Origin of the sequence: Sphingomonas sp. Ag1 (assembly GCF_000980895.1) — a bacterium.
Classification (GTDB): domain Bacteria; phylum Pseudomonadota; class Alphaproteobacteria; order Sphingomonadales; family Sphingomonadaceae; genus Sphingomonas; species Sphingomonas panaciterrae.
Genome location: NZ_LAZX01000082.1, coordinates 1 through 12,513, shown reverse-complemented (window position 1 = coordinate 12,513; position 12,513 = coordinate 1). Strand labels below are relative to the sequence as shown.

General features: G+C 67.9%; 12 protein-coding genes and 1 other annotated feature. Of the genes, 6 read left to right on the top strand and 6 right to left on the bottom strand.

What is annotated here, in order from left to right:
• Positions 1-73: 73 nt before the first annotated feature.
• Together motA and XM50_RS04630 are read left to right on the top strand one after the other, a co-directional pair.
• Positions 74-937, top strand: a complete 864-nt coding sequence (gene motA, locus XM50_RS04635) for a flagellar motor stator protein MotA (RefSeq protein ID WP_046407760.1) — start codon at positions 74-76, stop codon at positions 935-937.
• A gap of 3 nt (positions 938-940) precedes the next feature.
• The gene (locus tag XM50_RS04630) at positions 941-1,846 is read left to right on the top strand and encodes a flagellar motor protein MotB (RefSeq protein WP_046407759.1); all 906 of its coding nucleotides are present in this window, start codon (positions 941-943) and stop codon (positions 1,844-1,846) included.
• Between the two features lie 39 nt (positions 1,847-1,885).
• Here the strand turns inward: XM50_RS04630 and XM50_RS04625 are convergent, their stop codons facing one another.
• From XM50_RS04625 to XM50_RS04610, 4 genes are all read right to left on the bottom strand, one after another.
• Positions 1,886-2,821 (bottom strand): isoaspartyl peptidase/L-asparaginase family protein, encoded by a 936-nt coding sequence (locus tag XM50_RS04625; protein WP_046407876.1) that lies wholly within the window; start codon positions 2,819-2,821, stop codon positions 1,886-1,888.
• Positions 2,822-2,900: 79 nt separating this feature from the next.
• Complete coding sequence (locus tag XM50_RS04620) at positions 2,901-4,070, bottom strand: acyltransferase family protein (RefSeq protein ID WP_046407757.1); 1,170 nt, start codon at positions 4,068-4,070, stop codon at positions 2,901-2,903.
• 28 nt (positions 4,071-4,098) lie between these two features.
• Positions 4,099-5,262, bottom strand: coding sequence for an acyltransferase family protein (locus XM50_RS04615; RefSeq protein WP_046407756.1), 1,164 nt, complete (start codon positions 5,260-5,262; stop codon positions 4,099-4,101).
• Positions 5,263-5,336: 74 nt separating this feature from the next.
• A complete protein-coding gene (locus tag XM50_RS04610; RefSeq protein WP_046407755.1) occupies positions 5,337-5,858 on the bottom strand; it encodes a DUF1993 domain-containing protein in 522 nt (173 codons plus the stop codon).
• 71 nt (positions 5,859-5,929) lie between these two features.
• Here XM50_RS04610 and ispG point away from each other — a divergent pair, with 71 nt between their 5' ends.
• Positions 5,930-7,054 (top strand): flavodoxin-dependent (E)-4-hydroxy-3-methylbut-2-enyl-diphosphate synthase, encoded by a 1,125-nt coding sequence (ispG, locus tag XM50_RS04605; RefSeq protein ID WP_046407753.1) that lies wholly within the window; start codon positions 5,930-5,932, stop codon positions 7,052-7,054.
• A gap of 91 nt (positions 7,055-7,145) precedes the next feature.
• Here the strand turns inward: ispG and XM50_RS04600 are convergent, their stop codons facing one another.
• Both XM50_RS04600 and XM50_RS19960 read right to left on the bottom strand, forming a co-directional pair.
• A complete protein-coding gene (locus tag XM50_RS04600; RefSeq protein WP_197075361.1) occupies positions 7,146-8,624 on the bottom strand; it encodes a SulP family inorganic anion transporter in 1,479 nt (492 codons plus the stop codon).
• Entirely contained in the window at positions 8,602-8,805 is a 204-nt protein-coding gene (locus XM50_RS19960; RefSeq protein WP_156167139.1) for a hypothetical protein, read from the bottom strand. The genes XM50_RS04600 and XM50_RS19960 overlap by 23 nt, the downstream gene beginning before the upstream one ends.
• Positions 8,709-8,764, bottom strand: a sequence feature (sul1 is cis-regulatory element that is thought to sense ions involved in sulfur or methionine metabolism; They are found in Alphaproteobacteria). It overlaps the preceding gene by 56 nt.
• 153 nt (positions 8,806-8,958) lie before the next feature.
• Here XM50_RS19960 and XM50_RS04595 point away from each other — a divergent pair.
• The 3 genes from XM50_RS04595 to XM50_RS04585 form a co-directional block, all read left to right on the top strand.
• Positions 8,959-10,182 (top strand): acetyl-CoA C-acetyltransferase, encoded by a 1,224-nt coding sequence (locus tag XM50_RS04595; protein ID WP_046407752.1) that lies wholly within the window; start codon positions 8,959-8,961, stop codon positions 10,180-10,182.
• Positions 10,182-11,762 carry an acyl-CoA dehydrogenase family protein gene (locus XM50_RS04590; RefSeq protein ID WP_046407750.1) on the top strand — a complete coding sequence of 527 codons (1,581 nt, stop codon included), beginning with the start codon at positions 10,182-10,184 and terminating at the stop codon, positions 11,760-11,762. Before XM50_RS04595 ends, XM50_RS04590 begins: the two co-directional genes overlap by 1 nt.
• A 46-nt stretch (positions 11,763-11,808) precedes the next feature.
• A partial coding sequence (locus tag XM50_RS04585; protein WP_046407749.1) for an AAA family ATPase occupies positions 11,809-12,513 on the top strand: 705 nt, incomplete at its 3' end.

The following is a 12,513-nucleotide window of genomic DNA, read 5'->3' as shown; positions in this document are numbered from 1 at the left end:
AATTTTTGCGGTAAAGAAATCGCCCGGCCGGTCGTTTGACAGATAGCACCTTATGTAGCGTCCGGGGATAAAGATGTTCGCCGCCATCGGCCTTGTTGTTCTTATCGCCATGGTCTTCGGCGGCTTTGCCTTCACGGGCGGTTCGCTGGGCCCGGTGCTCCACGCCCTGCCGCACGAAATGCTGATCATCGGCGGCGCCGCTGCCGGCGCGCTGATCATCGGCAATTCGGGCAAGGAGCTGAAGGCGATGGGCGGCGGCCTCGCCAAGGTGTTCAAGGGGCCCAAGTACAAGAAGCAGGATTATCTCGACGTCATCTTCCTCGTGTCGAAGCTGATGAAGATGCTGCGCATGGAAGGCCCGATCGCGCTGGAGCCGCATGTCGAGGATCCGAAGTCCTCCGCCATCTTCGCCGAATATCCGCGCCTGCTGGCCGATCACACGCTGGTCAATCTGGTCGCTGACACGCTGCGGCTGGTGGTCGTCTCCTCCGGCACGCTCGATGTCCATGCCGTCGAGGAGGTGATGGATAACGCCATCAAGACCCACCATCACGAGGTGGAGGGGCCGCACACCACGCTGACCTCGCTCGCCGACGCCCTCCCCGCGCTCGGCATCGTCGCCGCCGTGCTTGGCGTGGTGAAGACGATGGGCTCGATCGATCAGCCGCCGACCGTGCTGGGCGGCATGATCGGCTCCGCACTCGTCGGCACGTTCCTCGGCGTGCTGCTCGCTTATGGCATCGTCAGCCCGCTCGCCTCGCGGCTGAAGCAGGTGATCGATGCCGATGCCGCGATCTATCACGTGGTGAAGCAGATCATCATCGCCTCGCTCCACGGCCACCCGCAGCCGCTGGTGATCGAGGCCGCCCGCTCGGGCATCGCGCACAGCAACCAGCCCGGCTTTGCCGAGGTGTTCGACGGCCTCCGGGGCAAGTAAGCCATGGCCGCGCGCGCACCCCATGGCAGCAACCAGCCGCCCAAGATCATCGTCAAGAAGATCTACGTCGAGGGTCACGGCGGCCATCACGGCGGCGCGTGGAAGGTCGCCTATGCCGATTTCGTGACCGCGATGATGGCGTTCTTCCTCCTGATGTGGCTGCTCGGCGCCACCACGGAAAAACAGCGCAAGGGCATCGCCGACTATTTCGCGCCGACCATCCTCAACACCAAATCGCTTGGCGTCGGTGGCGGTGGCCTCTTGGGCGGCAACTCGGTCACCACCGACGAGAAGACGGGACCACTCGACGGCAATTCGCGCATGCCGATGATCGTTGCGCGCGCTGACGGCGCTGGCGGGCCGCAGATCGGCACCGGGGCCAAGGGCTCGCTGCGCAGCCGCCAGGCGATCGCGGAGGAGGACCGCCGGAATTTCTCCAAGCTGAAGCAGCAGGTGGAAAAGCAGCTGCGCGAGCGGCAGAATCTGGCGAAGCTCGCCAAGCACATCCGCTTCACCATGACGCCCAACGGCATGCGCATCGATCTGGTCGACGATGCCAATTATTCGATGTTCGCGCTCGGCACGACCGCGCTGGAAAGCGATGCGTCGGCGCTGATCGGCATGGTGGCGGAGGGGATCCGGGAAACGCAGAACCCGATCATGATCCGCGGCCATACCGACAGCCTGCCCTATGGTGATCCGCGCGCGATGAACAACTGGATGCTCGCCACCGGCCGCGCCGAGGCGACCCGCCGGCGGCTGGCACTCGGCGGGCTGCCGGAAAGCCGCTTCCACCGGATCGAGGGCGTCGCCGATCGCGAACCGATGATCACCGACAATCCGATGGATCCGCGCAATCGCCGGGTGGCGATCACCCTGCTCTATCGCGCCGGCTCGTTCGGCCAGTAAGCGGCGCCGCGCCGCCGTGGCACGCGCGGCGCTCGCTCGTCAGGGTTCGTCGCGATAGATCGCCACCAGCGGCGCGCTGCCCGCGCTCACCCGCCCGCGATACATGCCCGGCGTGTTATAGCTCCAGGCAGTCGTCCCCGACGGCGTGTTGACGATGACGCCGCCGTCGCCGCCCAGCCCCTGTACCTCAGCCATCACCGCATCCGCCGCCGCCTGCGGACTGTCGCTCTTGAAACGGATGCGCGCGCAAATCTCATGCGCCACGCCTTCGCGGATGAAATATTCGCCGGCGCCTGTCGCGGATACGGCGCAGGCGCGATCATCGGCATAGGTGCCCGCCCCGATCACCGGCGCATCGCCGATCCGGCCCCACCGCTTGCCCGTCACGCCCCCGGTTGAGGTCGCCGCCGCGACATGGCCGTTGGCATCGCGCGCCACCGCGCCGACCGTGCCATACTTGCGGTCGACGTCGATCGCCGACAGCTTCTTGGCCTTCAGCGTCTCCAGCTGCCGCCGCCGCTCGGGCGTCGCGAACCAGGCGGGATCGGCCTGTTCCAGCTTCTGCGCGCGCGAAAAGGCATCCGCCCCCGCGCCCGCCAGGAACACATGGTCGCTCTTTTCCATCACCGCGCGCGCCAGGCTGACCGGGTGGCGCGTGGCGGTCACACCGGCCACCGCGCCCGCGGCACGGGTGCGCCCGTCCATCACCGCCGCGTCCAGCTCGTTGCGGCCCTCCCAGGTGAACACCGCGCCGCGCCCGGCGTTGAAATGCGGATCATCCTCCAGCACGTGGATCGCCGCCTCGACCGCGTCCAGCGCGCTGCCGCCCTTGTCGAGCACTGCCGATCCGGCGGCCAGCGCCTGCTTCAGCGCGGCGCGGATCGCCTTGTCCTGCTCGGGCGACAGCTTGTCACGCTCGATCACCCCGGCACCGCCATGGATCGCCAGCGACCAGCGCGGCGCCTCCTTCGCCATGGCAGGGGTGGCGAGCAGAGCGGCAAGAACGGGCAGCAACAGGCGCATGATGTTCCTTTTCGTCAGACAATTGGCGTGTTCAGACAATGGCAGGTCGGGGATCGGGAATGTCGGCGCGCGGGCGATGCAGGCGAAGGCCGATCAGCGGGCGCAGCCACGGCACGCGCCGCCCGCCGAGGTAAAAGGCCCAGCATCCCGCCACCGTCGCCGCCACCAGAATGACGAAGTCGAGCGTGAGCGGCAGACCCGCCAGCAGCAACCAATAAGCGACGACGACGATGATCGTCTGGTGGATGATGTAGAAGGGAAACACCGCCTCGGTCAGCATCGGGCGCCAGCGATGGTCGCGGTTCCAATAGGTCTCCGCCACGCCGATCAGCGCGGCGATCGTCATCCAGCCTTGCACCCCGCGCGCCAGGCTGAAGATCGTGCCGAACGGCCGCGGCGTCACCCGATAGCCGGCAAAGACGATCTGGATCGTCGCCACGGCCAGGAACGCCAGCAGCGCCGCCAGTGCCGTCACCGTCCACCACCGCGCGAAAGTGGCCAGCATCCGCTCGCTGCCGGCCATGGCGTATCCCAGTACGAACATCGGAAAATAGGTCGCATGCGCCACCCAATCGCCGACCATCTCATGCGTCTCGCGCGCACCGGGGAACAGCACGCCGCTCACCAGCATCAGCCAGGCCATCGGCAGGATCAGCGCGCCGACGCCGCCGAACAGTCGCTCGAACGCCCGCTGCGCCGCCGCCCGAACACCGCCCGGCGTGATCGTCAGCACGGCAGTGAAGGCGAGCGTATAGACCCACAGATAGGCGACGAACCAAAGGTGGTTCCACGTCGGCAGCGCGATGCCGTCGATCCGGCGAAACGCGAAATAATCGCCGGTCCAGAAGGCGAGGAAGCCGCCCGTCCAGCCATGCTGCGTCACCAGCTCGACCCATGGCTGCGGCGGCACGATCACCGCCATGCCGAAGGCGAGCGGGATCAGCAGCCGCGCGGTGCGGTTGCGCACGAACGGCCACGGCCCCGGATGCCGCACGAATAGCGCCCGGCTGGCATAGCCCGACACCAGGAACAGCAGCGACAGTCGCCACGGGTTGGACAGCATCATCGGCACCGTCACCCATTGTTCGGCGCCAAGCTTCGCGTGAAAGCCCCACGGCACGAACACCATGCCGATGTGATACAGGATCAGGATCGCGAACGCCCCGATCCGAAGCCAGTCGAGGCCGTAATGCCGCTGCATCGCCGGGGAACTAGCAGGGCGGATACCGCTAGGCCAGCCGCCGCGCTGGCCGGGGTGTCGCTGGCGCCAGGCCGATCAGCGGGCGCAGCCAGGGAATGTCGCGGCCGATCACGTAACAGGCGACGCAGGCGGCGGCGGTCGCGCTCAGCAGGAAGACAAAGCCGTCGCCCGCGCTCATTCCCCAAGACGGGATCACCCACGCCAGGACGACCAGCACCGGATGATGGATCAGATACGCCGGGAACACCGCTTCCGCGAGCGGCCGGCGCAGCGGGTGATCGCGGTTGAGCATCCCGTCCGCCAGTCGCAGCAGCGCGATGATCACGCCCCACGCCATCGCCCGCCGCGCCGCGCGGTTCGCCGCCATCAGCGCGTGGCCCGGCACGTCCAACCCCTGGTAATGCAGCTCGACCCCGACGACGACCAGCGAGCAAAGCCCGGCGATGACCAACGCGCCCACCCAATGCTGCCTGATCGCGCGCCACAAGGCTAGCGATCCGCCCAGCGCGAAGCCGAACAGGAACAGCGGCAGATAGCCCACATGGCCCGACCAGTCGGTGGTCAGTCCCTGCGTTTCCGGCACGACGAACATCAACGCGACCTTCGCGCCGGCCAGCGCCAGCATCGGCGCCCAGATGATCCGCCGTCCCACCGCCAGCCACTCGAACCACGCCTGGATCCGCCCCGCGCCGACCCGCGCCAGCAGCAACGCGAGGACCATGGTATAGGCCCACAGATAGACGACGAACCACATATGCTCCCATTGCGGAAAGCCGCGGCCGTTCTGCGCCCAGGGGCGCCAGTAATCGTGCAGCCAGAACCTAGCGAGGCTATCGGCATCCCCCGCCAGTTGTGCCCGCACCCACAATTCGGGCGGCAACAAGACCAGCATGGCGAAGGCCAGCGGCACCAGCAGGCGAAGGCTGCGCTGATGCGCGAACGCACCGATGCTGGGCATGCGCGCGATCAGCCGCCGCGTCGCAAACCCTGCGACCACGAACAGCAACGGGATCCGCCACGGCGTCAGCAGCGCCATCGGCACGATCAGCGACGGGAACGTCTCGGGCCATTTCACCACCCACGGCCAGGGCGCGAACACCATCGCCACATGATAGATGATCAGCAGCCCGAACGCGCCGATGCGCAACCAGTCGATTCCATAATGGCGCGCAACCGGCGCAACGTCGTCCATGGCGCGGCGCTATAGCGCCCGCGGATTGTTTCGAAACGTTGCTGGAGATCAGTCCCGCGCGCTGGCCGCACGCTTCACCGCTTGATGCGCAGCGCCCCCAGGAAATCGCGCTTGCCGATCTTCATCCCCTGCGCGCGCAGGATCCCGTAGGCCGTCGTCGCGTGGAAATAGAAATTGGGCTGCGCGAAGGACAGCAGGAACTGCGCGCCGGTGAACGGCATGCGCAGCTCACCCATCGAAAACTGCGTGTCGCGGTCCGCCAGCGCGTCGAACTCGGCCCGGTTGACCGCCTCCAGCGCGGCGATCGCGCCCTGGATCCGCTCGTGCAGGCCGGCGAAGTCGGTCGGCCACGGCGCCATGCTGGGCGAGAAATTGCCCCCGCGCACGCCCTCGATCCCGCCGATCGAATGTTCCGCGACCGATTTCACCTGATAGCCGAACGGCAGCATGTCGGGCGCGAGGCGCGCGTCGATCAGCTCGGCGGCGGTCATCCCCTTCTCGGCCGCGAACGCTTCCGCCTTGTCCAGCAGGCGGTCGATCGCGCCCAGGATCTGGATGTTCGACGGGATCACCGCGTCGTACAGCGAAAGTGTCATCGTCCTGCCCCACGTTTCGTTTATGTGTGGGAGGCGCTATATCGATGCCAAAGCCGATAGGAAGCCCTTCGATGTCCCTACGCCCCTGGCGCGATATTCACCGCCGCGCGAGCCGCCAGATCATGGTCGGCAACGTGCCCGTCGGCGGCGACGCGCCCGTCACCGTGCAGACGATGACCAACACGCCGACTGACGATGCCCGCGCGACGATCGACCAGATCCGTCGCTGCGAGGATGCCGGCGTCGACATCATCCGCGTCAGCTGCCCGGACGTCGAATCCACCGCCGCGTTGAAGCAGATCGTGCGCGCCGCGCGCGTGCCGATCGTCGCCGACATCCATTTCCACTATAAGCGCGCGCTCGAGGCGGCGGACGCCGGCGCCGCCTGCCTGCGCATCAACCCGGGCAACATCGGCTCGGCCGATCGCGTCAACGAGGTCGTCAACGCTGCCAAGGCGAACGGCTGCGCGATCCGTATCGGCGTCAACGCCGGCAGCCTGGAAAAGGACCTGCTCGAAAAATACGGGGAGCCCTGCCCTGAGGCGCTGGTCGAGTCCGCGCTCGACCATATCAAGCTGCTGCAGGACCGCGATTTTCACGACTTCAAGGTCGCGGTGAAGGCATCCGACGTGTTCCTCGCCGTCGCCGCGTACCAGCAGCTCGCCGAGGCGGTCGATTGCCCACTTCACCTCGGCATCACCGAGGCGGGCGGCTTCGTCGGCGGCACGGTGAAGAGCGCGATCGGCATCGGCTCGCTCCTCTGGTACGGCATCGGCGACACGATCCGCGTCTCGCTCTCGGCCGAACCCGAAGAGGAAGTGCGCGTCGGGTTCGAGATCCTGAAATCGCTCGGCATCCGCAACCGCGGCGTCCGCGTGGTCAGCTGCCCCAGCTGCGCGCGTCAGGGCTTTGACGTCATCCGCACCGTGCAGACGCTGGAGGAACGCCTCCAGCACATCCGCACCCCCATGTCGCTCTCGGTGCTCGGCTGCGTCGTCAACGGCCCGGGCGAGGCGCGCGAAACCGACATCGGCCTCACCGGCGGCGGCAATGGCAAGCACATGGTGTACCTCTCGGGCGTCACCGACCATGTCGTCCAGGACGAGGGCATGATCGACCACATCGTGCGCCTGGTCGAAGCCAAGGCCGCCGAGCTGGAGGCCGCAAGCGACGCCGTCAAGGTGGCGGCAGAGTAACACTCGCGCACCAAAGTGGTGCTTTGGTGCGGCTTCTCGCAATCCAGCCGTCACGTCATGCCGGGCCCGTCCCGGCACGACGTGTCAGGCCTCAATGCGGCACGGCGCCTAGCTCGACGCCGGTCTTGTCGTGCAATGCGAAGCGGTCGATCAGATCGGCGCTCGCGCGATTATAGCCGATCACCTCGACCACCGACCCGTCGCGCCGCAGCCGCGCGACGATCTTGTCCAGCGCGCCCACCCCCGAAATGTCCCAGAAATGTGCCGCCGACACATCGATCGTCACCGCGCGTCCCGCCTCGGGCGCAAAGGCGCGGGTGAAGCGATCGACCGAGGCAAAGAATATCTCGCCGCTCACCCGGTACAGCACCCGCTCGCCCTCCACCTCGCGCACGACGGCGAACATCCGCCGCACCTTGCCCGCGAAGAAGATGCCCGACAGCAGCACGCCGGCCAGCACGCCCTGCGCCAGGTCATGCGTGGCCACCACCACTGCCACCGTCACCAGCATCACCGCCGATGACGTCGGCGGATGGCGGCGCAGGTTCGGGATCGAATTCCAGCTGAACGTGCCGATCGACACCATGATCATCACCGCGACCAGCGCCGGCATCGGGATCTGCCCCACGATCGGGCCGAGCACCGACAGCAGGAACAGCAGGAACGCGCCGGCGATAAGGGTCGACAGCCGCTTGCGCCCGCCCGACGTCACGTTGATCACCGACTGCCCGATCATCGCACAGCCACCCATGCCACCGACCAGCGCCGCGACCATGTTGGCGCCGCCCTGCCCCATGCACTCCCGCCGCTTGTCGCTGTCGGTATCGGTCATGTCGTCGACGATCTGTGCCGTCAGCAAGGATTCCAGCAGCCCCACCGCCGCCATGGTCAGCGAGAACGGCAGGATGATGCGCAACGTCTCGAGCGTCAGCGGCACGTCGGGCAGCGCAAGGCTCGGCAGCCCCTGGGGCAGCCGCCCCATCTCGCCCACCGTACGCACCGGCAGGCTCATCGCGATGCTGACGATCGCCAGCATGATGATCGCCACCAAGGGCGACGGCACCGCCTTCGTCACCCGCGGCAGCAGGTAGATGATCGCCAGCCCCGCGGCGATCATCGCATAGGTGTGCCAGCTGACGCCGATCAGCTGCGGCACCTGCGCCATGAAGATCAGGATCGCCAGCGCATTGACGAACCCGGTGATGACCGATCGCGAGACGAACTGCATCAACAGGTCGAGCCGCAGCAGCCCCGCGGCGATCTGGATCACCCCCATCAGGATGGTCGCGGCAAAAAGGTAGTTCACGCCATGGTCGCGCACCAGCGGCGTCACCACCACGGCGACCGCGGCGGTGGCGGCGGAGATCATGCCGGGCCGCCCGCCGAGCAGCGAGATGATGATGGCGATCGCGACGGAGGCATAAAGGCCGACGCTGGGATCGACCCCGGCGATGATCGAAAAGCCGATCGCCTCGGGGATCAGCGCCAGCGCGACGACGATGCCGGCCAGCGCCTCGCGCCGCACATCGCCGGCGCCAGCGAACCATTCAGTCCGGAAACGGGAAAGCATGAAAAGGGGAAACCTGTTCGTTGAACGCAACACAGAACACCGCGTGCAGCATCGGGCAGGCGGCAAAAGGATGATGTCTGTGCAGGTTGCCCGGCGGATCAGCGGCCGGGATAGCCACCCGGGCTTTCACCGGGTCCTTGCGAATGCGCGCGTCATAGCGTTGCCGATGCGCCCGGCGCAAGATGCCCCTTTCCGCTCCCCGCCGCGGCATTCAACGGGCTGAAAAGCGGTCCATGTGGTTGAAACCGGACCGGCCATCCGATAGGCGCAGACACAGTAAGGAGAGCGCCCGGACACCTGCCGTCGCATCTCCGTTTTTGACAGGAGTTGCCCCATGTCCGCCAGCACCGGCCTGCGCCGCGCCGCCATCGTCGCCCCGATCCGCACCGCCGTCGGCAAGTTCGGCGGCAGCCTCTCCTCGCTCACCGCGGGCCAGCTTGGCGCGACGATCCTGAAGGCGCTGATGGAGCGCACGAAGATCGATCCGAGCCGCGTCGACGACGTCGTCTTCGCGCAAGGCTATGGCAATGGCGAGGCGCCGGCGATCGGCCACTGGGCATGGCTCGCCGCAGGCCTGCCGATCGAAGTGCCGGGCTATCAGCTCGATCGCCGCTGCGGCTCCGGCCTTCAGGCAGTGATCGACGCTGCGATGATGGTGCAGACCGGCGTCAGCGACGTCGTCGTCGCCGGCGGCTGCGAGAGCATGTCCAACGTCGAACATTACACCACCGACATCCGCAAGGGCGTGCGCTCGGGCAATCTCACGATCCACGATCGCCTGACGCGCGGCCGCCTCATGTCGCAGCCGGTCGAGCGGTTCGGCGTCATCAGCGGCATGATCGAGACCGCCGAGAACCTCGCCAAGGATTACAACATCAGCCGCGAGGAGGCCGACGCCTATGCCGTCCGCTCGCACCAGCGCGCCACCGCCGCCTGGGAAAAGGGCCTGTTCGCTGACGAGCTCGTCCCCGTCTCGGTGCCGCAGAAGAAGGGCGAGGCCGTAGTGTTCGATCACGACGAGGGCTATCGCCCTGACGCCACGCTGGAGACGCTCGGTCGCCTGCGCCCGATCGAGGGCGGCGTCGTCACCGCCGGCAACGCCAGCCAGCAGAATGACGCCGCGGCCGCCTGCCTCGTCGTCGCCGAGGACAAGTTGGAGGAACTGGGGCTTGAGCCGATCGCCTGGTTCCACAGCTGGGCCGCGGCCGGCTGCGACCCCTCGCGCATGGGCATCGGCCCGGTCCCGGCGGTCGAGCGGCTGTTCGCCCGCAACGGCCTCTCCTGGTCCGACATCGACCTCGTCGAGCTGAACGAGGCGTTCGCGCCGCAGGTGCTCGCCGTGCTCAAGGGCTGGGCTTGGAGCCAGGACGACAGCCGCAACGAAATCCTCAACGTCAACGGCTCGGGCATTTCGCTCGGCCACCCGATTGGCGCCACCGGCGGCCGAATCCTCGCCAATCTGACCCGCGAACTCGTCCGCCGTGACGGCCGCTATGGTCTGGAGACGATGTGCATCGGCGGCGGCCAGGGCATCGCCGCGGTCTTCGAGCGCGCATAATGCTGGGGGAGGCACTGGCGGCGGCGCAACGCTATCGCGACGACGCCCGTGCCGCCCTCGCGGCCCGGCTGGACGCCGCGCCGATCGACACCGAGCAGCGCGCCGCCCACGGCTTCGCCTGGGTTGCCACGACGGTCGCCGCGCTTGAGGCGGTGGCCGACTGGGCCGATCGCAACGCCGGTGAGGTCAACGCCCTCGTCGCCCGCCTCGCCTTTGGAGAAAGCATCGCCCAGCTCGTCGGCGGGCTGCCGATGGGCCAGAACGAGCTGTTCCGCCCCGTCGACCTCGGCCTCACCACCGCCGCCCACACGCTGGCGACCGCCTGCTCCGACCTCCTCGATCACGACGCCGCCGCGGATCGCCGCGCGCTGGTCGATCGGCTCGCCGCCGGCGAATGGCCGAGCGAAACACTCCACGATGCCGAGCTCGACGCGATCCGCGACCAGTTCCGCCGCTTTACCGATGCCGAAATCCTGCCCCACGCCCACAGCTGGCATCTCGCCAACGACCTGATCCCCGACGCCACCGTCGCCAAGATGGCGCAGCTCGGCACGTTCGGCGTCTGCATCCCCGAGAATTACGGCGGCCTCGGCCTGTCGAAGCTCGTCATGTGCATCGTCACCGAGGAATTGTCGCGCGGCTGGATCGGCGCCGGCTCGCTCGGCACCCGCTCCGAAATCGCCGGCGAACTCATCGCCGGCTCCGGCACCGAAGCGCAAAAGGCCGAGTGGCTCCCGCGCATCGCCAGCGGCGAGGTGCTGCCCACCGCCGTCTTCACCGAACCCGATGTCGGCAGCGACCTCGGCTCGCTGCAAACCCGCGCCCGGCGCCAAAACGACGGCTGGCGCATCGACGGCGCGAAGACGTGGATCACCCACGCCAGCCGCTCGGACCTCATGACCCTGCTCGCCCGCACGCTGCCGGATGCGAAGGGCTATGCCGGCCTCTCAATGCTGCTCGTCCCCAAGCCGCGCGGCACCGAAAGCGATCCCTTCCCTGCGCCGGGCATGTCGGGCAGCGAAATCGAGGTGCTCGGCTATCGCGGGATGCGCGAATATGCGCTCTCCTTCGACGGCATGTCCGCCCCCGCCGACGCCCTGCTCGGCGGCGAGGAAGGCCAGGGCTTCAAGCAGCTGATGCGCACCTTCGAGGGCGCCCGGATCCAGACCGCCGCGCGCGCCGTCGGCGTCGCCCGCCGCGCGCTCGAACTCGGCCTGTCCTACGCGGTCGATCGCCAGCAGTTCGGCCGCGCGATCATCCACTTCCCGCGCGTCGCCGACAAACTGGCGATGAGCCTCGTCGATCTCATCGCCGCGCGCGAGCTCACCTATGCCGCCGCCCGCGCGAAGGATTCGGGCAAGCGCTGCGATATCGAGGCCGGCATGGCGAAGCTGCTCGCCGCCCGCGCCGCGTGGAGCAATGCCGATGCCGCGCTCCAGATTCACGGCGGCAACGGCTATGCGCTCGAATTCGAGATCAGCCGCATCCTGTGCGACGCGCGCATCCTCAACATCTTCGAGGGCGCGGCGGAAATCCAGGCGCAGGTGATCGCACGCGGGCTGGTCGCACAGCGCAACTGACGCCCCCTTGCGCAACGCCCGCTGATCGCGCCAAGACTGCGCGACTGTGCAGATCAAGCGGCTGCGCCTTTCCGGCTTCAAAAGCTTCGTCGATCCGGCCGATCTCAGGATCGAGCCGGGGCTGACCGGCGTCGTCGGCCCCAACGGCTGCGGCAAGTCCAATTTGCTCGAAGCGCTGCGCTGGACGATGGGCGAGAATAGCGCAAAGTCGATGCGCGGCGCCGGCATGGAAGACGTGATCTTCGCCGGCACCGCCACCCGCCCCCCGCGCGACTTCGCCGAAGTCTCCCTCCTCGCCGAAGTGAACGGCGACGAGACCGAAATCGTCCGCCGCATCGAACGCGGCGCGGGCAGCGCCTATCGCATCGACGGCAAGGACGTACGTGCCAAGGACGTGTCGCTGCTGTTCGCCGACGCGGCGACCGGCGCCCACTCCCCCGCACTCGTCAGCCAGGGCCGGATCAGCGCGGTCATCGCCGCCAAGCCCACCGACCGCCGCGCCATGCTGGAGGAAGCCGCCGGCATCGCGGGCCTCCACGTCCGCCGCCGAGACGCCGAACAGAAATTGCGCGCGACCGAGGCCAATCTGTTGCGCCTCGACGAAGTCATCGCCGATCAGGAAGCCCGCGCGGCCGCGCTCCGTCGCCAGGCACGCCAGGCGGAAAAATACCGCCTCCTCTCCACCCAGATCCGCGTCGCCGAAGCCCGCATGATCTTCGCCCGCTGGCGCGAAGCTGCCGCCGCCGCCGAT

Bases quoted from the DNA above. Each gene is read 5' to 3' on its own strand.
- motA (WP_046407760.1), top strand. From the start codon at position 74: ATGTTCGCCGCCATCGGCCTTGTTGTTCTTATCGCCATGGTCTTCGGC.
- XM50_RS04630 (WP_046407759.1), top strand. From the start codon at position 941: ATGGCCGCGCGCGCACCCCATGGCAGCAACCAGCCGCCCAAGATCATC.
- XM50_RS04625 (WP_046407876.1), bottom strand. From the start codon at position 2,821: ATGGCGAAGGAGGCGCCGCGCTGGTCGCTGGCGATCCATGGCGGTGCC.
- XM50_RS04620 (WP_046407757.1), bottom strand. From the start codon at position 4,070: ATGCAGCGGCATTACGGCCTCGACTGGCTTCGGATCGGGGCGTTCGCG.
- XM50_RS04615 (WP_046407756.1), bottom strand. From the start codon at position 5,262: ATGGACGACGTTGCGCCGGTTGCGCGCCATTATGGAATCGACTGGTTG.
- XM50_RS04610 (WP_046407755.1), bottom strand. From the start codon at position 5,858: ATGACACTTTCGCTGTACGACGCGGTGATCCCGTCGAACATCCAGATC.
- ispG (WP_046407753.1), top strand. From the start codon at position 5,930: ATGTCCCTACGCCCCTGGCGCGATATTCACCGCCGCGCGAGCCGCCAG.
- XM50_RS04600 (WP_197075361.1), bottom strand. From the start codon at position 8,624: ATGCTTTCCCGTTTCCGGACTGAATGGTTCGCTGGCGCCGGCGATGTG.
- XM50_RS04595 (WP_046407752.1), top strand. From the start codon at position 8,959: ATGTCCGCCAGCACCGGCCTGCGCCGCGCCGCCATCGTCGCCCCGATC.
- XM50_RS04590 (WP_046407750.1), top strand. From the start codon at position 10,182: ATGCTGGGGGAGGCACTGGCGGCGGCGCAACGCTATCGCGACGACGCC.